At 67.9% G+C, this 20,408-nt stretch carries 19 protein-coding genes; 10 read left to right on the plus strand and 9 right to left on the minus strand.

The genetic code is table 11. The annotated features are described in order from the left end of the window. Window positions 1-275 precede the first annotated feature (275 nt). Window positions 276-1,508 (minus strand): S1 family peptidase, encoded by a 1,233-nt coding sequence (locus tag ABH933_RS28680; RefSeq protein ID WP_429413232.1) that lies wholly within the window; start codon window positions 1,506-1,508, stop codon window positions 276-278. Between the two features lie 190 nt (window positions 1,509-1,698). Here ABH933_RS28680 and ybeY point away from each other — a divergent pair, with 190 nt between their 5' ends. The 4 genes from ybeY to era all read left to right on the plus strand — a co-directional run bounded on the left by ybeY (window position 1,699) and on the right by era (window position 4,987). Continuing rightward, window positions 1,699-2,253 carry an rRNA maturation RNase YbeY gene (ybeY, locus tag ABH933_RS28685; protein ID WP_429413234.1) on the plus strand — a complete coding sequence of 185 codons (555 nt, stop codon included), beginning with the start codon at window positions 1,699-1,701 and terminating at the stop codon, window positions 2,251-2,253. A gap of 74 nt (window positions 2,254-2,327) precedes the next feature. Next, window positions 2,328-3,632, plus strand: a complete 1,305-nt coding sequence (locus ABH933_RS28690; RefSeq protein WP_429413236.1) for a hemolysin family protein — start codon at window positions 2,328-2,330, stop codon at window positions 3,630-3,632. After that, window positions 3,625-3,972 (plus strand): cytidine deaminase, encoded by a 348-nt coding sequence (locus ABH933_RS28695; RefSeq protein ID WP_429413238.1) that lies wholly within the window; start codon window positions 3,625-3,627, stop codon window positions 3,970-3,972. The genes ABH933_RS28690 and ABH933_RS28695 overlap by 8 nt, the downstream gene beginning before the upstream one ends. Window positions 3,973-4,048: 76 nt before the next feature. Then, window positions 4,049-4,987 carry a GTPase Era gene (gene era / locus ABH933_RS28700; RefSeq protein WP_429413240.1) on the plus strand — a complete coding sequence of 313 codons (939 nt, stop codon included), beginning with the start codon at window positions 4,049-4,051 and terminating at the stop codon, window positions 4,985-4,987. Between the two features lie 394 nt (window positions 4,988-5,381). On the opposite strand, the gene ABH933_RS28705 is transcribed toward era, so the two are convergent. Together ABH933_RS28705 and ABH933_RS28710 are read right to left on the minus strand one after the other, a co-directional pair. Then, window positions 5,382-6,083, minus strand: a complete 702-nt coding sequence (locus ABH933_RS28705) for a MarR family transcriptional regulator (protein ID WP_429413242.1) — start codon at window positions 6,081-6,083, stop codon at window positions 5,382-5,384. 226 nt (window positions 6,084-6,309) lie between these two features. After that, a complete protein-coding gene (locus ABH933_RS28710) occupies window positions 6,310-7,722 on the minus strand; it encodes an amidase (RefSeq protein ID WP_429413244.1) in 1,413 nt (470 codons plus the stop codon). A 140-nt stretch (window positions 7,723-7,862) separates the two neighbouring features. Between ABH933_RS28710 and ABH933_RS28715 the strand changes: the two genes are divergently transcribed. Next, window positions 7,863-8,276, plus strand: coding sequence for a hypothetical protein (locus ABH933_RS28715; RefSeq protein ID WP_429413246.1), 414 nt, complete (start codon window positions 7,863-7,865; stop codon window positions 8,274-8,276). Between the two features lie 641 nt (window positions 8,277-8,917). Further along, window positions 8,918-9,694: a DNA repair protein RecO gene (gene recO, locus ABH933_RS28720; protein ID WP_429413248.1), complete on the plus strand. Its 777-nt coding sequence runs from the start codon at window positions 8,918-8,920 to the stop codon at window positions 9,692-9,694. A gap of 19 nt (window positions 9,695-9,713) precedes the next feature. On the opposite strand, the gene ABH933_RS28725 is transcribed toward recO, so the two are convergent. The 5 genes from ABH933_RS28725 to ABH933_RS28745 all read right to left on the minus strand — a co-directional run bounded on the left by ABH933_RS28725 (window position 9,714) and on the right by ABH933_RS28745 (window position 15,346). Continuing rightward, window positions 9,714-10,565 carry a carbohydrate ABC transporter permease gene (locus tag ABH933_RS28725; RefSeq protein ID WP_429415588.1) on the minus strand — a complete coding sequence of 284 codons (852 nt, stop codon included), beginning with the start codon at window positions 10,563-10,565 and terminating at the stop codon, window positions 9,714-9,716. Between the two features lie 26 nt (window positions 10,566-10,591). Continuing rightward, window positions 10,592-11,509, minus strand: a complete 918-nt coding sequence (locus tag ABH933_RS28730) for a carbohydrate ABC transporter permease (RefSeq protein ID WP_429413250.1) — start codon at window positions 11,507-11,509, stop codon at window positions 10,592-10,594. Next, window positions 11,506-12,816, minus strand: coding sequence for an ABC transporter substrate-binding protein (locus tag ABH933_RS28735; protein ID WP_429413252.1), 1,311 nt, complete (start codon window positions 12,814-12,816; stop codon window positions 11,506-11,508). Before ABH933_RS28735 ends, ABH933_RS28730 begins: the two co-directional genes overlap by 4 nt. 93 nt (window positions 12,817-12,909) lie before the next feature. Continuing rightward, the gene (locus ABH933_RS28740) at window positions 12,910-14,139 is read right to left on the minus strand and encodes a cytochrome P450 family protein (RefSeq protein WP_429413254.1); all 1,230 of its coding nucleotides are present in this window, start codon (window positions 14,137-14,139) and stop codon (window positions 12,910-12,912) included. 10 nt (window positions 14,140-14,149) lie between these two features. Continuing rightward, window positions 14,150-15,346, minus strand: coding sequence for a cytochrome P450 (locus tag ABH933_RS28745; RefSeq protein WP_429415591.1), 1,197 nt, complete (start codon window positions 15,344-15,346; stop codon window positions 14,150-14,152). Between the two features lie 549 nt (window positions 15,347-15,895). On the opposite strand from ABH933_RS28745, the gene ABH933_RS28750 reads away from it, so the two are divergent. The 4 genes from ABH933_RS28750 to ABH933_RS28765 all read left to right on the plus strand — a co-directional run bounded on the left by ABH933_RS28750 (window position 15,896) and on the right by ABH933_RS28765 (window position 19,885). After that, complete coding sequence (locus ABH933_RS28750; protein WP_429413256.1) at window positions 15,896-18,061, plus strand: phosphocholine-specific phospholipase C; 2,166 nt, start codon at window positions 15,896-15,898, stop codon at window positions 18,059-18,061. Between the two features lie 338 nt (window positions 18,062-18,399). Next, entirely contained in the window at window positions 18,400-19,206 is an 807-nt protein-coding gene (locus ABH933_RS28755) for an isoprenyl transferase (RefSeq protein WP_429413258.1), read from the plus strand. Further along, window positions 19,203-19,607 carry a hypothetical protein gene (locus ABH933_RS28760; protein ID WP_215917854.1) on the plus strand — a complete coding sequence of 135 codons (405 nt, stop codon included), beginning with the start codon at window positions 19,203-19,205 and terminating at the stop codon, window positions 19,605-19,607. Before ABH933_RS28755 ends, ABH933_RS28760 begins: the two co-directional genes overlap by 4 nt. Window positions 19,608-19,762: 155 nt before the next feature. Further along, the gene (locus tag ABH933_RS28765) at window positions 19,763-19,885 is read left to right on the plus strand and encodes a hypothetical protein (protein WP_429413260.1); all 123 of its coding nucleotides are present in this window, start codon (window positions 19,763-19,765) and stop codon (window positions 19,883-19,885) included. Window positions 19,886-19,992: 107 nt separating this feature from the next. Here ABH933_RS28765 and ABH933_RS28770 read toward each other — a convergent pair whose 3' ends face one another. Next, window positions 19,993-20,406: a Fur family transcriptional regulator gene (locus tag ABH933_RS28770; protein ID WP_308166624.1), complete on the minus strand. Its 414-nt coding sequence runs from the start codon at window positions 20,404-20,406 to the stop codon at window positions 19,993-19,995. Window positions 20,407-20,408 lie beyond the last annotated feature (2 nt).

Consider the following 20,408-nt stretch of genomic DNA (forward strand, 5'->3'; position numbering starts at 1 on the left):
TCGCTTGGGGCACAGAGATTAGCGGTGCCGCGAGGATGATTCCCGCACCCGCGGTGCCGACGACGTTCGATCCAACTCCCGCATGAGCGCTGCGGGCGACGATGGGGCAGGCCGGTTTCCGCATCTGTGGTGCGAGACGGTCAGGCGGGCGATTACGGGCAGTCAGGTCTCCGCATCTGCGTTCGCGCGACGATGGGGCAGCCCGATTCTCGCATTCGTGGTGCGGGCGTTGATGGTTCAGCCTGATCCGCATCCGCGGTGCGGGCGGTGGCAGATCAGCTGGTGCGTAAGTGCACACCCGGGTTCTCGGCGAGCACATCGGCGACCGATTGCGCGATCATCGTCACCTGCGGGACGAACCGCAGCAGTCCGTCGATCGGCGGGCTCACCTGCTCGAGTGCTCCCGGCCCGATCTGCTGCAGTATCCGGCTCAGGCTGGGGATGCCGGGTTGTGCCGGCGGGAGCACGCCGGGCCGGTCGGTGGGGAATTCCGATGGGTCGCTGTAGATTCCGCCTTCGCTGACGATCCCCATCGCGAGCGATCCGGACACCAGCGCGCCGCCGCTGTCGCCCGGCAGAGTGAGCGCGGTGTGCTTGAACCGGATCGGCGGGCGCTGCGAATCGGGCTGATCCACGGCGGTGATGATGCCGCAGGTGAATCCCGTGGTGGAGCCCGATTTACAGACCGGCGCCCCCTCGACGGGAATCCCCACGCCGGTAATCCCGATCGCCGGCCCGCCGACCCGGCCGCGAACGAGGTTGTTATGGAACGCATGTCGTACCGGCTCGGCGATCCGCACGATCGAGTAGTCGCGAATCCCGTCGACCACCGACTTCTCGAAGTTTCCGGTAACTACGCCGGGCTTGTCACCCGGGAGCAGTTGGTAGGTGCGCTGATCGGGGCCGATGGACTCCTCGGCGAGGGCGGCGACGTTGCAGTGCCCGGCGGTGAGCGCGGCCGGATGACCGTCCTGGTCCACCGCGTTGAATGCCCAGGAACATTCGGCGCCCTGATGCTTCGACGGCTGCGTGATGCTCATGTACCGGTTACCACCGGCGACCGTGTCGAGCGGGGTGACGGGTGCGGCGGCGGCCGGCAGCTCGGGTACCGGATACCTCCGGTCCGTGCCGGGGTGGGCCGCCGCGGCGTCCCAACCGGGGGCGGCCGCGTCGGTGAGGACAAATCCGGCATGCTGGGCGGCCGCGCGAACGGCGTTGTCGGTCGTCGCGACGACGGGTCGGCCCGCGCCGTCGAGCCGGATGCCACGCACCGATCCCGGATCGAGCTGCCGCCGGGTGGCGGCGAAACTCGCCAGCCGCTGTGCCAGCTCGGCCCGCCGCTGGTATTCCTGCGGTGACAGGCCCAGATCGCGTTCGATCGCCGAGGTCAGTGCGGCGGGAAGCCCCGGATTCTGCGGCGGGTCCGCCGCGGCGGTGACAGGGGCGGCCATCAGCAGCGCCGCCAGGGTCGAGACCGTCGTGCAGCACACCCCGCGCATGGTCGTCACCGCCGCGAATTTAGCAGCAATTCCCGGTTCGGTCGCCGATGACGACGGCGATTCACTGTGAAAAGCCCAGCGGCAGATCGGGACACGCTCCGTGTCTCGCGCGCGTACCGGCTGAACTGCGCGGGTGCCCCGCAGCACGACGGCGGCGCAGTGCGCGGAGCGGTGCCGGCGGTGGCCTAAGCTGAGCGGCGTGAGTATCGAGATCGCCAACGAATCGGGTATGGACGTCCCGGAGGAAGATCTGGTCAGCGTCGCACGCTTCGCGATCGGACGCATGAACGTGCACCCCGCGGCCGAGCTGTCGATGGTGCTGGTCGATCTCGACACCATGGCCGACCTGCACATGCGCTGGATGGATCTGCCGGGCCCGACCGACGTCATGTCATTCCCGATGGACGAGCTCGAGCCCGGCGGCCGCCCGGACGGCAGCGAGCCCGGACCCTCCATGCTCGGCGATATCGTGCTGTGCCCCGAGTTCGCCATAGCGCAGGCCGCCAAGGCCGGGCATTCGCTCGATCAGGAGCTGGCCCTGCTGACCGTGCACGGCGTACTGCACCTGCTCGGCTACGACCATGCCGAGCCGGAGGAGGAGAAGGAGATGTTCGGCCTGCAGAACACCCTGCTCGCCGAATGGTACGAGAGCCTGCGCGAGGCCCAGCGCCGCGCCGCGCAGACCGAACGCGACCGCACGCTGCTCGGCAAGGCCGGGTTCACCGACTCCGGTGATCCCCTGGGCCCCGCGTGAGCGAGCGCAGCGAGTGAACCGATGACACAGGCCCCCGGGGGAACGGCGGAGCCGAGCGCCAGCGAGGCGGAGACGTGAGCCCTCTGGCACTACTGGCGCTGGCGATTGTTCTGGTCCCGGTCGGCGGCATGTTCGCGGCCCTTGACGCGGCCCTGGTCACCGTCTCGCCCGCGCGGATCGAGGATATGGTCCGCGCGGACCGAGGCGGGGCCCGCCGGCTGGCGCACATCGTCACCGACCGCCCCCGCTATGTGAATCTGCTGGTGCTGCTTCGCCTGGTGTGCGAGATCTCCGCGACGGTGCTGCTGGCGGCGGCGCTGAACGATGTGCTGGACACCGACTGGGCGCTGGTGATCACCGCGGTGATCATGGTGCTGGTCGACTATGTCGTGATCGGCGTCGGGCCGCGCACCCTCGGCCGCCAGCACGCCTATTCGATCGCCCTGGGCGCGGCGCTGCCGCTGCAGGCGATCGGCGCGCTGCTGGGCCCGGTCGGGCGGCTGCTCATCCTGGTGGGCAACGCCATCACCCCGGGCCGCGGATTTCGCAACGGCCCCTTCGCCTCCGAGGTGGAGCTGCGCGAGGTGGTGGACATGGCGCAGCAGAGCGGGGTGGTGGATTCCGACGAGCGCCGCATGATCCAGTCGGTCTTCGAACTCGGGGACACCGCGGCACGCGCGGTGATGGTGCCGCGCACCGAGATGGTGTGGATCGAGTCGGACAAGACTGCGGCGCAAGCGATGTCGCTGGCGGTGCGGTCCGGGCACTCGCGCATTCCGGTGATCGGGGAGAACGTCGACGACATACTCGGTGTGGTGTACCTGAAAGACCTTGTGCCGTACGCGGATCGCAGCCGCAAGGTACGGGTGCGCGAGGTGATGCGCGCGGCGGTGTTCGTACCGGATTCCAAACCCCTGGACACGCTGCTGGACGAGATGCAGCGCCGCCGTAACCATATGGCGCTGCTGGTCGACGAATACGGTGGTATCGCGGGCCTGGTGACCATCGAGGACGTGCTCGAGGAGATCGTCGGGGAGATCGCCGACGAGTACGACACCGACGAGATCGCGCCCGTCGAAAAGCTGGGCGACGGGAAATACCGTGTGTCCGCGAGGCTTTCGCTGGAGGATCTGGGCGAGCTGTTCGATACGGAGATCGACGAGGAGGACGTCGACACCGTGGGCGGGTTGCTCGGGCACGCGCTCGAGCGCGTGCCGCTGCCCGGCTCCAAGGCCGTCATCCACGGGTTGCAGCTGCGCGGCGAGGGCGGCGCCGACGCTCGCGGACGAGTACGGATACACACGGTGGTGGTGCGGCGGGCGCCGGAGAAGAAACAGAATCACGAACCCGAATACCAGGACGGAGACAGCGATGAGTGAGACCGCGGGATTGGAACCGGAGGACGACAAGCTGCTGGTGCTCGCGCGCGGCGCGATGGGGCGTACCGGAGGAGGCAGCGGCGCGGCGGTTCGCGACACCGACGGCCGTACCTACGCCGCCGGCGCGGTGGAGCTGAAGGCCCTGCCGCTGACCGCATTGCAGGCCGCGGTGGCCGCGGCGATCTCCAGCGGCGCCGAGGGATTCGAGGCCGCGGTGCTCGTCGGCGGTTCGTTCCACGACGCGGGCATCGCAGCGGTGCGCGAGGTCTCGGCCGAGGCGAAGCTCATCTTCGCCGATCGCAGCGGCGCGGTGTACGACACCGTCGAGGCCGCGCAATGAACGGAGCGAAGCGGAGTGAACCAATGAGCCGGCGCGCCCCGCGCACGACGGAGCCGAGCGCCAGCGAGGCGCAGTCGTGAGCGCCGAATTCCGTTCGGGCTTCGTGTGTTTCGTCGGTCGTCCCAATACCGGCAAATCGACGCTCACCAATGCGATGGTGGGACAGAAGATCGCGATCACCTCCTCGCGCCCGCAGACCACCCGCCACACCATCCGCGGCATCGTGCATCGCGAGCACGCGCAGCTGATCCTCGTCGACACCCCCGGACTGCACCGGCCCCGCACGCTGCTGGGCCAACGCCTGAACGACCTTGTGCAGGACACCTATTCCGAGGTCGACGTCATTGCCGTGTGCATCCCGGCCGACGAGAAGATCGGCCCGGGCGACCGCTGGATCCTCTCCCAGATCAAGCAGATGGCGCCCAAGACCACCATCCTCGGGGTGGTCACCAAGATCGACAAGGTGAGCCGCGACCAGATCGCCGAACAGCTGATGGCACTGTCCGAGCTGCTCGGGCCCGCCGCCGACGTGGTGCCGGTATCGGCGGTCAGGGGCGAACAGGTCGAGGTGCTCGTCGATGTCATCGCCTCGAAAATGCCTGAGGGACCGGCCTTCTACCCGGACGGCGAGCTGACCGACGAGCCCGAGGAAACCCTGATGGCCGAGCTCATCCGCGAGGCCGCACTGGAGGGTCTGGAGAACGAACTCCCGCATTCGCTCGCTGTGGTGATCGAGGAGGTCCTGCCTCGAGAGGAACACGAGGACGAGGACGAGGACACCGCGCCTCGGTCAGCGCCCGGGATGCTCGATGTCCACGCGCTGTTGTACGTCGAACGCCCCAGCCAGAAGTCGATCGTCATCGGCAAGGGGGGCGCCCGTCTCAAGGAGGTGGGCACCAACGCCCGCAAGCAGATCGAGCACATCCTCGGCACCCGCATCTACCTGCATTTGCATGTGAAGGTGGCCAAGGACTGGCAGCGCGACCCGAAGCAGCTCGGCAAGCTCGGGTTCTGACGGGCGAGCCCAGCGGGCCCGGCCCCCGCGGCGGATCTATCGGCCCCGGGGGGATCAGTCGGCTTCGACGGGACCGACCGGCTTGGGCGGATCGGCTGGCCTCGGCGACACCGACCGGCCCCGGCGAGATCGATTGTCCCGGAGGGATTGGTGGCTTCGGCGAGATCGACTGGCCCCGGGATACCGAGGGTCCCGGCGAGAGTGATTGCCCTCGTTGAGGTCGGCTGGCCTCGGTGGGACTGACGGCCTCGGTGAGGTCGACCGGCTACGTGAGTCTGACGGTCCCGGCGAGAGTGATTGCCCGGTGAGACTGACGGCCCCGGCCAGATCGACTGGTTTCGGTGAGACTGACGGTCCCGGCGAGAGCAATTGCCCCCGGCGAGACCGACTGTCCTCAGCGAGAGCGATTGACCCAGACCGGAACTCGGCGGCGGGTCGGGGGTTCGGAGTCGGGCTCGGGGTCGAGCCAGCTCGGCGCGGGCAGGCCGGTCGCCGGGGTGGTGTAGGGATCTGCCGGGACGGTCTCGTGCAGCGGCTCGTAGGGGACCGCGGGAGTGGCATAGGGATCTGCGGTGATGGCCCGGGGATCTACTTGCGCGGCATAGAGATCCGAGGAGCCGGTATAGGGATCCAGGGGGTTGGCGTAGGGATCCGGAGGAGTGGCTGAGCGCCCGGGCCGGAGGGCCGCGGCCGCGACGCGCGATTCCGCGGGGCGCCGGTAGGCCGAGACCGCCTGCACGTAACCGCTGCGGGCCAGTGAGTCCATGGTCTCGGCGACGAGGTCCTCGTCGTCACCGGAGTCGTAGGCCAGTTCCTCGATGGTGCGGGCGCCGGGGGCGTTGTCCAGGTCGCTCATGATGTCGATCTGGTGATCGGTCAGGGTGAGGCGTGAGCGCAGCGCGTACTGCGCGCCGGAGGCCAGTTGCCAGGCGTTGACCCGCTCGATCCGGCGATGTCGTCTCAGCGTGTCCAGGGCATCGGCCACCGCGCCGGTGGAGTGATCCAGGATGTCGGCGAGTTCCTCGGGGGTGCGGGCACCCGGGCAGTCTGCCAGTGCGTCGAGGACGTCGAGCTGGAGTGGAGTGAAGTCGGTCATGCCTCGTTACCGATTGAGAGGGTCCGGGACTGACCGAGCCTACAGCGGATGCGAGTGCACCGCAGAAGGATTGGTTGCCGGTGTTGGTGACTTGCCACGATTGCCCAGATTGTCACACTGGGATGTGTCACCGCTCACTGGGCCGTTCGACCGGGTCGGTGCGGTGATTCGGATCAATGTGACACACAGGGCATTCGGTCGATAATTGTGCCCGGATCGGACAGGGTTACAGTTCCCACCAGGGGGACGGCCGGTGGCGGTCCCAGCGGAGTTCCGATTCCAGTTGAACGGCAACCGAAACCAGCAGGGGTTCGGAGTTGGCCGTGCCCATCAGCTGGGCGCCGACGGGCAGTCCGGCGGCGGTGAAGCCGGCGGGGACGTTGATGCTCGGCCACCCCAGTACATTCCACGGCCAGGTGTAGGGGCAGCAGGCGGTGATCAGGGTATCGGTGGCGCTCGTGCCGAGGGCGTCCATGGCGTGCAGCGGCGGGGGCGGGGTGGCGGTGGTGGGCGCCAGCACGAGGTCGTAGTCGTCGAAGAAACGGCCGATTCGCCTGTGCAGCAGTGGTTCCGCGGCGCGGGCGGCGCCCAGGGCCGGGCCCAGAAGCAGGCCCATCGTGGCGTTGGTACGGGTACGCGCATCGACTCGGGCGCCGGGGCGCTCGGCGAGGGCCGCGCGCACGCCGGTCAGCGAGCGCGGCAGGAAGGTGGCCCCGACCAGCAGGCCGTAGTGCAGATCCGCGACGGTCACCGAATGCCCGAGCCGGCGCAGCACATTGGCGACCGCATGCACCTGGGCGGCGATCTCGCGGTTGAGCTTGGTGCAGGTGGCGGTGAACGGAATGCTCAGCGACAGAGCGATTCTCAGCCGTCCGGGATCGCGCCCCACCGCCTCGGACACCCGCAGCGCGGGCGGGGTGTGCAGATCGCCCGGATTCGGGCCGGATGCGAGGTCGAGCAGCAGTGCCGCATCGGAGACCGTGCGCGCCAGGGTGCCGTTGACGGTCAGCCCGTTGAACGACTCGGCCAGCGGCCAGGTGGAGATGCGTCCGCGCTGCGGCTTGATACCGACCAGATTGGTCCACGCCGCGGGGATGCGCACCGAGCCCGCGCCGTCGGAACCCAGTGCGGCCGGGACCAATCCGGCCGCGACCGCCGCGGCCGAGCCGCCCGACGAGCCGCCCGGTGTGCGTTGGGCGTGCCAGGGATTGGCGGTGTAACCGAACGCGGCCGCATCGGTGAACGGCCACTGCCCGAGCTCACACGTATTGGTCTTGCCGACGATCACCGCGCCCGCCGCGCGCAGGCGCCGCACCGACTCGGCGTCCTCGGTGGCGGCGGGGAATTCGCCGCCGCAACCGAAGGCCGTCGGCGCCCCGGCGATGTCGGTGTCGTCCTTGATCGCGATCGGCACGCCGAGCAGCGGCAGTCGCTCGCCCGCGGCGAGCCGGCGGTCGGCGTCGGCGGCCTCGGCCAGGGCCTGCTCGCGGCGGATCACGCGGAAGGCGTTGAGCGTGGCCTGGCTCGCCTCGATGCGGTTCAGCGCGGACGTGACCGCCGTTACCGAACTCGTCGTGCCGGTGGCGAGGGCGGCGGCCAGCTCGGCCAGTCCGAGATCGCGTGTGGGCGCCGTGGTCATCGGTGTTCTCCTGGTCGACTGTTCACATCGGGTCGTTCCAGCGTACGTAGTCGGATCGCGATCGGTTTTGCCGGCGGTTTGGGCGAAACGGCACACACGGGTCGAGCCGGACAGCCCTCGAGGGCCCTACGATTGAACAGGTGAAGTGGATGTCCCGGGCGTTCGGCTCGAAAGAGCTACCGCCCCAACTGCGCTCGGATATGGAATGGGAGGGGATCGTGGTATTCGGTCCGGTAGAGGGATCGGTGGCACGGCGCAGTCATCGGACACCGTTACATTTCGCCTCGGCGAGCTGGGAGAACATCACGTTCGGCACGATCGCGATGAGCACCAGGAGACTCGTCGTCTGGGGCGGCCGCGAGGCGCTGGTGGAGGTTCCGCTCGGCCATCCGGCGGTGTCGATGGAACTCCAGGGCTCCGAGCGCATGCTCGTCGAGTCGGACAACTTCCAGATCGACCGGACGCGGACGGGGTGGACCACCATGCTCCTGCGCACCATTCATGCCCCACGTATTGCGCAGGTTTATGCGGAGAACGCCCCCGGTCCGGTGTGAAAGGCGGTCGCGGCACAGCGGTCGGCGCCGAAATTCGATGCCGCCGTCGTGCGGTGCGGCCAATGCTCTGAGCCTGACCCCGGGAAGCAACCGGTTCACGACGCTGCCGTTCACCAACGTGAACAAGAGCGACGACAGGACCGGGGTGGGCGGCTACCGACCGCATCGACGCCGAGTTGCGTCTGACCGCCGCCGATCGTGACCACGCCATGGCGCGGGCGGAGGCGACCGAGGAACAGCTTCCGCCCGCACACACGGATCGCGGAGTTGACTGCTGACGTGTCGCGGCTTCGGCGCAGCTCGGTATCTCGCGCGATGGTCCCCGATTGCGGCGGTTACAGCCTGCGGACTCGTCGGAGTGTCAGGCGCGCACGCGGTCGGTATGCGTAGCCGGCGCAGGCGTGGGGCATCGAGGTGTTGGGTTGTACAGCTGGCGCGTGTGGGCGCCCGTGGGCGCGCCCGAACGGGGTGTCCGGCGAGTGCCGCCGCAACGGGCGAAGCACGGCGGCTGCGATACCCACCGCGGGGCCGTTGGCAGGTTGCGCGGGCATCGTCGCTGTTCGGCGACACGCGGGCCGACGGCGGCCGAGGGTTCAGCGTGGCGGGGTGAGGGCGTCGGCGGGGCGTGGGAGGATATGTGGGTGCAGTTGTATCGGGACCAGGCGATTGTCGTTCGCCAGCATAAGCTGGGGGAGGCCGATCGCATCGTCACGCTGCTCACCCGCGGGCACGGGCTCGTGCGGGCGGTGGCGAAGGGGGTGCGGCGCACCCGGTCCCGATTCGGGGCGCGGCTCGAGCCGTTCGCCTACGTGGATGTACAGCTCTATCCCGGCCGCAACCTCGACACCGTCACCCAGGTGCACACCGTGGAGGCGTTCGCCGCCGACATCGTCGCCGACTACGGCCGCTACACCACCGCGTGCGCGGTGCTCGAGACCGCCGAACGCCTCGCCGGCGAGGAGCGTGCCCCCGCCCCCCGCCTGCACACCCTGACCGCGGGCGCCCTGCGCGCCATCGCCGCCGGACAGCGCCCCCAGGAACTGATTCTCGACGCATTCCTGTTGCGCGCCATGGGTTTCGCGGGATGGGCCCCCGCCCTGGACGAATGCGCCCGCTGCGCCACCCCCGGCCCGCACCGCGCCTTCCACGTGGCCGTCGGCGGCGCGGTCTGCGTGCACTGCCGCCCACCCGGCGCGGCCACGCCCGCCCAGGGTGTGCTGGAGCTCATGAGCGCGCTGTATCGGGGCGAATGGTCCGGTATCGATGCGGTCCCCGAGGGGATTCGTCGTCAGTGCAGCGGACTCACTGCCGCTCATCTGCAGTGGCACCTCGAGCGGCAGCTGCGCACCCTGCCGCTCATCGAGCGCACCCGGCCGCATGGGGTGCTGGCCGAGTCGTCGGCCGGCCGCGTGGGCTGACCGTAGAGAGCGTGGTTGCTCACCGCCCCGCGAGGCCCGTGGTGGCGATGCCGCGGACGAATGCCTTTTGGGCGAAGGCATAGATGACGATCATGGGCAGCAGCATCAACGTGGATGCGGCCATCAGGACCGGCCAGTGCGAGGTGTACTGGCCCTGCATCCAGACCAGCCCGAGGTTCAGGGTGGAGATGCTGGTGCGCTGGATCATGATCAGCGGCCACAGGAAATCGTTCCAGACCGTCACCCAGGTCAGCACCGCGAGCACCATGACCGCGGGGCGGGCGTGCGGCAGGAGCACGCGCCAGTAGGTCTGCCAGACGGTGCAGCCGTCCAGGATAGCCGCCTCCTCCAATTCCGTTGGGAGCGTGAGGAAGAACTGGCGCATCAGGAACGTGCCGAAGGCGCTGCCGAAGAATCCGGGCACGATCATCGCCCACGGCGTATCCACCCAGCCGAAGGTGCGCATGAGAATGAACTGGGGGATCACGGTGACCGTGAGCGGGACCATCAGGGTGGCGAGGTAGGCCAGGAAGAGGGTGTCGCGGCCCTTGAACGGCAGGCGCGCGAAGGCATATCCGGCCAGCGAGCAGAAGAAGACCTGCCCGGCGGTGACACATCCGGCGTAGACGACGGTGTTGACGAACATCTTGCCGAACGGCACGTATTCGAACACCAGATGGTAGTTGGACCACTGTGGATGCGCCGGGATCAGCGAATTGTTCAGCTGCCCCTGCTTTTTCAGCGAGCCGGACAGCGCCCACAGCAGCGGGAACAGCGCGCACCACGCCATCACCACCAGGACCACGTAGATCAGCAACCCGCGCACGCTGCGCCGCACCACGATTCGCTGCGCCACCGAGGGCTCGGTCATCCGCGCGGCGGATGTCGTCGAGGATGTCACTGCTCACCCCTTCGTCCCATCCGCAGCTGCAGATACGTCAGCAGCAGCAGAATCGCGAACAGCACCCAGGCCAGCGCCGACGCGTAGCCGAGATCGTCGAACTGGAAGGCGTTCTGGAACAGCATCATCCCGAAGATGTAGGTGCCCGATTCCGGTCCGCCCGCGCCGCCGGTCAGCACGTATGCTTGATCGAAGACCTGGAACGAGTTGATGATCGAGATCACGAACACGAACCCGAGCGCGGGCCGGATCAACGGCACGACGACCGAGACGAATCGCCGGAAACCCCCGGCCCCGTCGATCTTCGCGGCATCGATCAGATCCTCGGGCACGCCTTGCATCGCGGCCAGCAGCACAGCAGCGGCGAATGGCACGCTCTTCCAGATGCTGACCACGCACAGCGATACCAGCGCCCAGTGCGGATCGGTCAGCCACGGCACAGCCGGAATACCGAACCATCCCAGGATCGCGTTCACCACGCCGATATCGGAGTCGAACATGTAATGCCACACCACCGCCATGGCCGCGAGGGAGGACACCAGCGGCAGGAACATCACGCTACGAAAGAACCCGATACCCTTGACTTTCGCGTTCAGTGCGCCAGCCACCGCCAGGCTGATCACCACCGCCGGCACCACCGTGGCGACGGTGAATATCACCGTGTTGACCAGCGCGACATAGAACATGCGGTCGCCGGTGAACAGCCGCCGGTAATTCTGAATTCCGACGAATCGCGGCGGATGGAACAGGTCCCACCGCTGGAAGCTCAAATACAGCGAGAACGCCAGCGGGATCAGCAGGAAGATCAGCACCGCAAGCAGATTCGGCACGATGAACCGCCGCCCGGCCGCGGCCCGCTTGCGGGTCAGCCCCGAACGCGGTCGCGGAATGGTCCGCTCCTGCACCGCGGTCACTCCGTCCCCCTGAGTAGATCGTTGATATGACTGGTCACATCGCCCTTGAAATATGTCGCGGGCGCCGCACCGCGCAGGATTCGATCCGAGGCGCGACTGAACGCGTCGTCGACGCGCAGCCAGTTCGGTGTCACCGGAATGCCGTTCGAATTCGAGGGCCCGCCGGTAAGGACCTCGAGGTTGCGAATCCGACTGTGTGCGCTCGCGAATCCGGGGGAGTGCAGCACCGACTCGAGCACGGGCACGAACAAGCCCGAGTCGGCCACGGCCTTCTGTCCCTCGGGCCCGGTGGCGAACTTCACGAATTCCCAGGCCAGATCCTTGCGCGGGCTGGCGGCCGAGATGCCCAGGCCCGTGGCGCCGATATCGGATTTCGCGCCCTGCCCGTGCGGGCCGACCGGCAGCACGGTGATGTCGAAATCCAGGTCCGGGGTGGTGAGCATCGCCTGGTACTGCCAGTGTCCGGTAAGCACCATGGCGGCCTTGCCCTGAGAGAACAGCTCGATGGAGGGCAGCGCCTCCGAATTGCTCGAGGGCGGCGCAACCTTGTGGCGTACCGACAGATCCGCATAGAACTGGAAGCCCTCGATGAAATTGTCCCCATCGATACCGGCCCGCTGCGGGTCGATCGCGGGGATGAACCACTGCCCGCCGTTGTTCATCCCGAAGATCGCCGCCGAATACCGCGGCACCGGCCAGGCGTCGACGAAACCCCACTGGGTGGTCTTGCCCGAGGAGTCGCGCTTGGTCAGTGCCTTCGCCGCGGCGAGGAATTCGTCGAAGGTCCAGGCATCCTGCCAACGCGCGGGCGGCGGCGCGACACCGGCCTGCTCGAACAGTTTCTTGTTGTAATACAGGAAGATTCCGGCCCACTGCTCGGGCAGCACGTACTGCCCGCCCCGATAGCGGAACAGCTCGTACAGTGCGGGCTCGCCGTCCTGCCGCAGGATGGCCGCGTGGGCGGGATCCTTGTCCAGGTAGGTGTTGAGGTTCTCGAGGATGCCCAATTCCACGAAATGCGAATAGGACTCCCACTGCATCAGCACATCGGGGCATTTGCCGCCCGCGGCGTAGGTGAGGATCTGCTGACTCGGATCGGGGCCGGACATCTGTACCTGGATCTTGATGTCCGGCCGCAGCTTCGAGAATGCCTCGATGATCTGCATTCGTACGCGGGCCTCGTCGGGCGCGGCCTGGAAGAAGAACGTCAGCGCATCGGACTGGGACCCGCATCCGGCCAGGCTGGGGACGGCGAGGGCCGCAGCCGCTGCGGCACCGCCGCGAAACAGATCACGCCGGTTGAGCATCGTTGCCCTCCCGTATCAGGTGGGGACGAACCGACGCTCACCGTAACCGATCTCACACTCCGTCCGCAGGAACTCCGGCATTCCCGCGCGCGTTCAGCGGGGCGCCTCCAGATACACCGGCAACGCGGTGTGCCCGTTGGAGATGAAGCTGCCCAGCTTCGCCAATGCGCCTGGGTCCGTGGCGAATTGCAGATCCGGGAACCTGGTGAACAACGCGGGCAGCGCGATCGATGCCTCGAGCCGGGCCAGCGGCGACCCGACGCAGTGGTGCGCGCCGTGGCCGAAGGCCAGATGCTGATCCTTCGTGGTGCGCCGCGGGTCGAATTCGGCGGCGGTCTCGCCGTGCACCTTCGGGTCGCGGTTGGCACCGGCATACGAGGCCAGGATCGCCTCGCCCTTGGGGATCGTGATGCCGTCGATCTCGATGTCCTCCACCGCATATCGCAGCGGCAGATGGGCGACGGGGGCCTCGAAGCGGAGCGTCTCCTCGATCACATCGTCCCAGGAGATCCGCTCGGCGAGCACGTCCGCACGCAGCCGCGGATGCGTCAGCAGGGTATATATCGCCTGGTCGAGCAGGTTGACCGTTGTCTCGTGGCCGGCGTTGACCACCAGCATCAGGGTTTCGACGAGTTCCTTCTCCGTCAGCTTCGAGCCGTCCTCGTCGAGGGAGGCGATCAGCGCGGTCGTGAGATCCTCGCCCGGGTTGTCGCGGCGGTAGGTGACGAGTTGCCCGACCAGACCGAACATTTCGACATAGTTGGCCATCGCCTGCTCGGGGGTGAGCGAGCCGTCGAAGAACCCGTCCACGCAGCGATGGATGTCGGCGTCCAGATGCGCTGGCACGCCGATCAACTCGCTGATCACCCGGATCGGCACCGGATAGGCGTACCGGGCACGCAGATCCACCGATTCCCCGCGCGGGGTCGCCGCGAGGCCGTCCAACAGGCCGGTGGTGATCTCCTCGATGCGCGGGCGCAGGGCCTGGGTGCGCCGGTTGGTGAAGGTGGGGGCGACCAGGCGGCGAAGCCTGCGGTGATCGGCGCCGTATGCGGTGAACATGTTCTCCGCGATGATCCACGGCAGCAGCGGCCAGGCCTCGGTGATCTCGCCGTTGCCGAAGGCCGCCCAGTGCTGGCGCGGATCCTTGGACACCCGCGGGTCGGCGAGCAGGCTGCGCAGCGCGGCCGCATCGGTCACCGACCAGGCGGGCACGCCGCCGGGCAGCTCGACCACGGCGACGGGCCCGCGGGCGCGAATCCGCGCCGACTCGCCCTGGATGTCGACGCCGCTGGTATCCAGGACGATTCGTTCGTTCCCCATCGCGTACCCCTCAGACCACGTTCAATGCTGGTGACTTAGGGAAGGTTACCGGCAGCGCGGCCATCGCTCGATGGAAAGGCCCTGGACGCCAGGTCAATTCGTCCCTTGGCACGGCCAGCCGAAGCTCCGGGAGCGCATCGAGCAGCTGATCGATGGCGTCCTGCACCACCAGGTACGCCACCGATCGGGCCGGGCAGGCGTGCGGGCCGCCGCCCCAGGCCAGATGCGAGCGATTGCCGGTCCGGTCACCGCCGGAGATCATGGGGTCGTTGTTGGAGCCCGCCAGGCTGATCACGACCGGCTGATTCGCGGGCAGCCAGGTGTTGTCGATCAGGATCGGCTGGCGCGGGAAGGTGATGGAGAAGTTCGCCATCGGCGGATCGTTGAACAGCACCTCGTCCAGCGCGTCGCGGGTGGACATGCTGCCGGCCAGGAAGCCGCCCGCGAACCGGTCGTCGGTGAGCATCAGCAGCAGGGTGTTGGAGATCAGATTGGTCTGCGGCTCGATCGCCGCGCCGTAGAAGCTGATCAGGTTGGCGAGCATCTCCTCGTCGTTCAGGCCCGCGGGGTGATGGGCCAGGCGCGAGGTGACGTCGTCGCCGGGTTCGTTGCGACGCAGCGCGATCAGCTCCAGCAGCGCCTCGCTCAGGTGTTGCATGCCCCACGCGGCGTTGACCGTGTCGAACAGCGCTGCCATGCCGGTCGCCACGCGCTGGCCCAGCTCGGGCGAACAGCCCACCATCTGGTTGAGCACCTCGAAGACCAGCGGAAAGGCGTACTGTCCCTGCAGGTCCGCGGTGCCGTCCTGGCAGAAGGTGTTGATCAGCGGAATTGCGATGCGCTCGACCGTGGAATGCAGTGCGTGCAGATCGATTCCGTCGATGGCGTGAACATAGGCCTGCCGGTAGCGCGCATGGGTCGGGCCGGAGTTGCGCAGCGCGTTCGGATACCACTGCATCATCGGCCGCACCGGGCAATCCGCCGGCACGGAGTCCTGCCACTTGCGGGGATCGGCCGGAAAGTGCTCGGGGTCGTTGAGGATTCGCAGCGCCGTGCGATAGCCGATGACCAGCGTGGCCGGGACACCCGGCGACAGCTCGATCGGCACCAGCGAGCCGTGCTGGTGGCGCATCGAACGGTAGGTGCCGTGCGGGTCGGCCGCGAACTCCGGTGTGTCCAGCAGGATCCGGGGATCGCCGGAGGCCATGGGCGACCCGTGCTGGACGGGGCAGATTCCAGGCGATGGCGTGGTCACATTTCCTCACAACCGTTGCAGGACAGGATGCTTCGACCCACCGGCCGACACCCCCGGCCGGTCGCCGGAAGCCGGACAACGGCCCCAGACTAACAGCACCCCTCGGCTCCTGGCTGCCCCAGGATGGTTCCGTCCGGAACCGAACGTTTGCCGTGGACTGTCCGGTTTGCCGGATCCGCACACGTGCGGAGATTGTTGGGAAATTCGCAGCGAAGTGTGCGGCCGTTGTTCTTTCACTGGTCGCTTGACGGGATATGTGACCGTGGTTATCGCGCATCGCCTATGGCGTGTTCACCGGACCGGCACTGTGAATTCATTCTTCCCATCCGTTCGGGATTACCGAGCGTAACGCTGCGGCTGCGAATATTTCGTTGTTCGGCGACGTCGTCTCTCGGCCACACACAACACCGCCTCGAGTATCCGCGGTGAATTCCCGCCCCATATCGAACGAATGCGGAACGGAGACCGATGAACGGGAAATCGGGCCCCACGAGGCGGACTATGCTCGGCGGTATGATGGCCGCCGGTCTGGCCGGAGCGGGCGCGCTGTGCGGGCATGCGGGCGAGGCCGACGCCGCGCCGAAAGCCGATTCGAGTGCTGGGCCGGGCCCGACGGGCAGCCTCGCCGACGTCAGGCACGTCGTGATTCTCATGCAGGAGAATCGATCCTTCGACCATTACTTCGGCACCATGGCGGGAGTTCGCGGCTTCGGTGACAGCACCCCGGTGCGGCTGCGATCCGCGGATGCGTCCGATCCCGTACCGAATCCGCTGCGCGAGCTGTTCGCCGGAATGGGCACCGGCAGCGCGACTGTGGGCACTGCGACGCCGCGGCGCGGGGAAGGCACGGTATTCGCCCAGCCCGATCCGGCCAGCGGTGTCGGCTACCGGATGCCGTTCCACATCGATACCCGTGCGGTGGACGGCCAGGACTGGGGCGAGCTGGACCACGGGTGGCCCAGGACGCATGAGGCGTGGGCGGGCGGGCGGTACGACCGCTGGGTACCGGCCAAGACGGACCGTACGATGGGGTACTTCACCGAGGCCGACATCCCGTTCCATCGGGCTCTGGCCGAGGCGTTCACCATCTGCGACAACTACTTCTGCTCGGTGCAGGGACCCACCACCCCGAATCGGCTCTACCACTGGACCGGAACCATCGATCCCGGTGGCAGTCACGGGGGCCCGGCCACCGGCAATCCGAGCGACTACGCGCCCGTCTTCAGCTGGACGACCTATCCCGAACGCCTGCAGGCGGCTGGGATCTCCTGGCAGGTCTATGCCAACGACGTCGTCGGCGACGACGTCGACAACCATCCCTTCCTCGGCGACTACGGCGACAATCCGCTGTGGCTGTTCCACGCTTACCACGACGCGTTGAAGTCCTCGGATCCCGCGGTGCGGCAGCTGGCCCAGCGCGCGAATGTCACCGGCGCGTGGCCCCCGGCGAACGGCCAGGACGGAAAGAACGTGGATTACGTTCTGGAACAGTTCATTACGGCCTGCCGAACCGGCAGTGTGCCGCAGGTGTCCTGGATCGTGGCGCCGTACGGCTACAGTGAGCATCCGGCGGCGCGCCCGGTGGACGGCGAGGCATACGTCCAGCGGGTGCTGAAGGCGTTGTGGGACAACCCGGAGCTGTGGAGGTCCACGGTCCTGCTGATCAATTTCGACGAGAACGACGGGCTGTTCGACCATGTGGTGCCGCCGACCGCCCCGCCCGGAACGCCGAATGAGCTACTCCCGCCGGCACAGTCGGGCGTCGGCACCGCGGCCGCATCGTCGGCCGATTCCGCGACGCTCACCCCGATCGGCCTCGGGCCACGGGTGCCGATGCTGGTCGTCTCGCCCTGGAGCCGCGGCGGGTGGGTCAATTCCCAAGTGTTCGACCACACCTCGGTGCTGCGGTTCCTCGAGCAGTGGACGGGAGTGAGGGAGCCCAACATCTCCGACTGGCGGCGCTCGGTATGCGGGGATCTGCTCAGCTGCTTCGATTTCGGCAGGCCCGACACCAGCATTCCGGCACTGCCCGATGCGAATGTTTCACGGAGGGAGGCGGATCGGACGCAGGCCAAGCTTCCCATGCCGTCGGCACCTGCCGATCAGGCCATGCCGCACCAGGATCCGGGATTCGCCAAGGTGCGCCCGCTGCCGTATCAACCGGTCGCCTGGGCCGAGATCGGAGCGGGAGACCTGACTCTGCACCTGGCGAACGGGGGCCGCGAGGCGGTTCCGTTCCAGGCCTATGCCTATCTACCCATCGGCGGCCCGGCCGTGACCCAGATCGCCGTGCGCGGCGGCGGCTCCACATCTCGGCCGTTCGCCTGGTCCGGGCGGTACGACATCGCGGTGCACGCCCCCAACGGGTTCCTGTTCGCGGCCGCGGGCGGACCCGATACGGCGGGCATCGAGGTGCGGGCCACGGTCAGCGGCGACCCCGATGCCCCGGAACTCATTGTGACGGTGTGGAATTCGACCACTGCGACGGCCGATTTCCGGATCGGCAAGACGGACCGCTGCACCGTGCGATCCGGCGCCACGCGCGATGTGAGCGTTCCGGCCTCCGATGGCTGGTACGACGTCACGGTGACCGGAACCGGCGACAATTCCTGGTTCCGCCGCTTCGCCGGTCATCTGGAGGACGGAAGGCCCAGCCGTACCGGCTGATCGGCCGACCCTCGACCGCCCGGCGACTGTCCAGGGGCGATGGCGCCGCATCATGCACTATGCCCCGGTAGACGACGGCGTCGAGCGTATCTTCGCCCGATGAGCCGAGTGGACGAGGCGGTAGGCCGAGCGTGCTGCCTGAGTTTGCGGCCGGTCGCACGACGATCGAGTGTTCGGCCGGGTCTGTGGCCGGTCACGTGGCGGTGGCCAGTGCCGGCGTGGCATGAATACGTCTACCTCGGGAGATCGTCCGCCGAGCCGCTCCAGGTTGTGTTCGCCCTCGCGCGGGTACGGCAGGTGGCGGGGGCCGACGCACCCACGGCGGGGCATCGGGCAGGATGGGGGGCGTGATCGGAAACCGCACCCAATCCGCGCCGGCCACCCGCACGGTGCGCCCGCCGTCGCCGCATCCGTCGGGAGCGCACCCGCCGCGGATCCCGGCCGAGTTCGTGCCCCGGCACGTGGCGCTGGTGATGGACGGCAACGGCCGCTGGGCGCAGGAGCGCGGGTTGCCGCGCACCGCGGGGCACGAGCGCGGCGAGGAGGTGCTCATGGACACCGTCGAGGGCTGCATCGAGGTCGGTGTGAAATGGCTTTCCGCCTATGCCTTTTCGACCGAGAACTGGAAGCGCAGCCCGGACGAGGTGCGCTTCCTGATGGGCTTCAATCGCGACGTCATCCGCCGCCGCCGCGACGAGATGCACGAGATGGGCGTCCGGGTGCGCTGGGCGGGCCGACGGCCGCGGTTGTGGCGCAGCGTGATCAAGGAACTCGAGATCGCCGAGGAACTCACCAAGGACAACACGGTGATGACCCTGACGATGTGCGTAAACTACGGCGGCCGCGCCGAAATCGTGGACGCCGCAAGGGAAATCGCGCGACGGGCGGCGGCGGGGGAGCTGGACCCGGAACGGATCAGCGAGGCGACCTTCGGCAAATTCCTCGACGAGCCCGATATGCCCGACGTGGACCTGTTCCTGCGCCCGTCCGGCGAACTGCGCAGCTCGAACTTCCTGATCTGGCAGTCGGCGTACGCCGAGTTCGTGTACCAGAACACCCTGTTTCCCGACTTCGACCGGCGCAATCTCTGGGAGGCGTGCCTCGAGTACGCCAAGCGCGATCGTCGCTTCGGGGGCGTCAAATGAGCGAGGCGACGACCGAGGACCTCGAGGCCCGCGCGGGCGCCGTCCTTGCCCATTTCGGCGGGGTGGACGTGCGCGTCGAGGAGGCCGCCCTGGGCTTCGAGTACGAGGGCGCGCTGTGCTCGTTGCGTGCGGTGAATCTCGCTCCCGGCCTGGACGTGCTCACCCTGACGGCGGTGCTGGCCTGGGACCGCCCGCTCAAGCCGCAGCTGCACAAGCGCGTGGCCGACCGCAACAATGCGCTGCAGTTCGGCTCGCTGACTCTCATCAGCCGCGACAAGCTGGCGGATGTCATTCTGCGCTATACGTTTCCGGCCGCGGGGCTGGACGATGAGGCGCTGGCCACGATGCTGCTGCTGGTGCTTTCGGGTGCGGGCAGGGCTCGTCAGGGGCTGGTGCCGTAAACCTTTGTTGTACTGGAATTTCCGTAATGGAGTATTCCAAAAGCATTGTGCGGCAATAATTTCCGGTTCACGAATTCGTGTACTGTGAGCGATACCTCCTTCTGAGGGGCGGTGGACCAGGTCCATACACCGCGCCCAGGAAGGAGGTGGTGGGTATGGCGAAACATCGCCGGGCAAAGAGCAATGCCCCGGTCGATTACGGCATCTGCTTTGGTATTGCTGCCGTGATCGCCGGGGCGTTCCTGCTGGTCCGCTGGTTGATCTGGCGGGCTAGGTAAGCGCCCTAGCACACCTGGTGGGGCGTCGGCAGCAACCGGCGCTTCACCGCAGCATCACTTTCGTGACAGGGCCGACTATACCTTGTCTCGCCCGCCGTCGTCGAGAATCATGCACGCGACGCGCAGCACTCCCCGCACGTGCCGAATACCTCCATGGTGTGGCTGATATCGGTGAAACCGTGCTGTCCCGCAACGTTTTCCGCCCATGCCTCCACCGTCGGCCCCTCCACCTCCACCGTCCGGCCGCAGTGGCGGCACACCAGATGGTGGTGATGCCCCTTGGAGCACTGCCGGTACACCGATTCGCCGGTGTCGGTGCGCAGCACGTCCACCAGGCCCGCGTCCGCCAGCGACTGGAGCGTGCGGTAGACGGTGGTCAGGCCGATGCCCTCGCCGCGGCGGCGCAGCTCGTCGTGTAGCTCCTGGGCGGACCGGAACTCCTCGATATCGTCCAGCAGCGCGGCGATGGCGCTGCGCTGCCGGGTACTCCGGACGCCCACGGACTTCTGTGCCGTGTCCACTC

It is taken from the genome of Nocardia sp. GP40, from assembly GCF_050434125.1.
In the GTDB taxonomy this organism is placed as follows: Bacteria; Actinomycetota; Actinomycetes; order Mycobacteriales; family Mycobacteriaceae; genus Nocardia; species Nocardia albiluteola.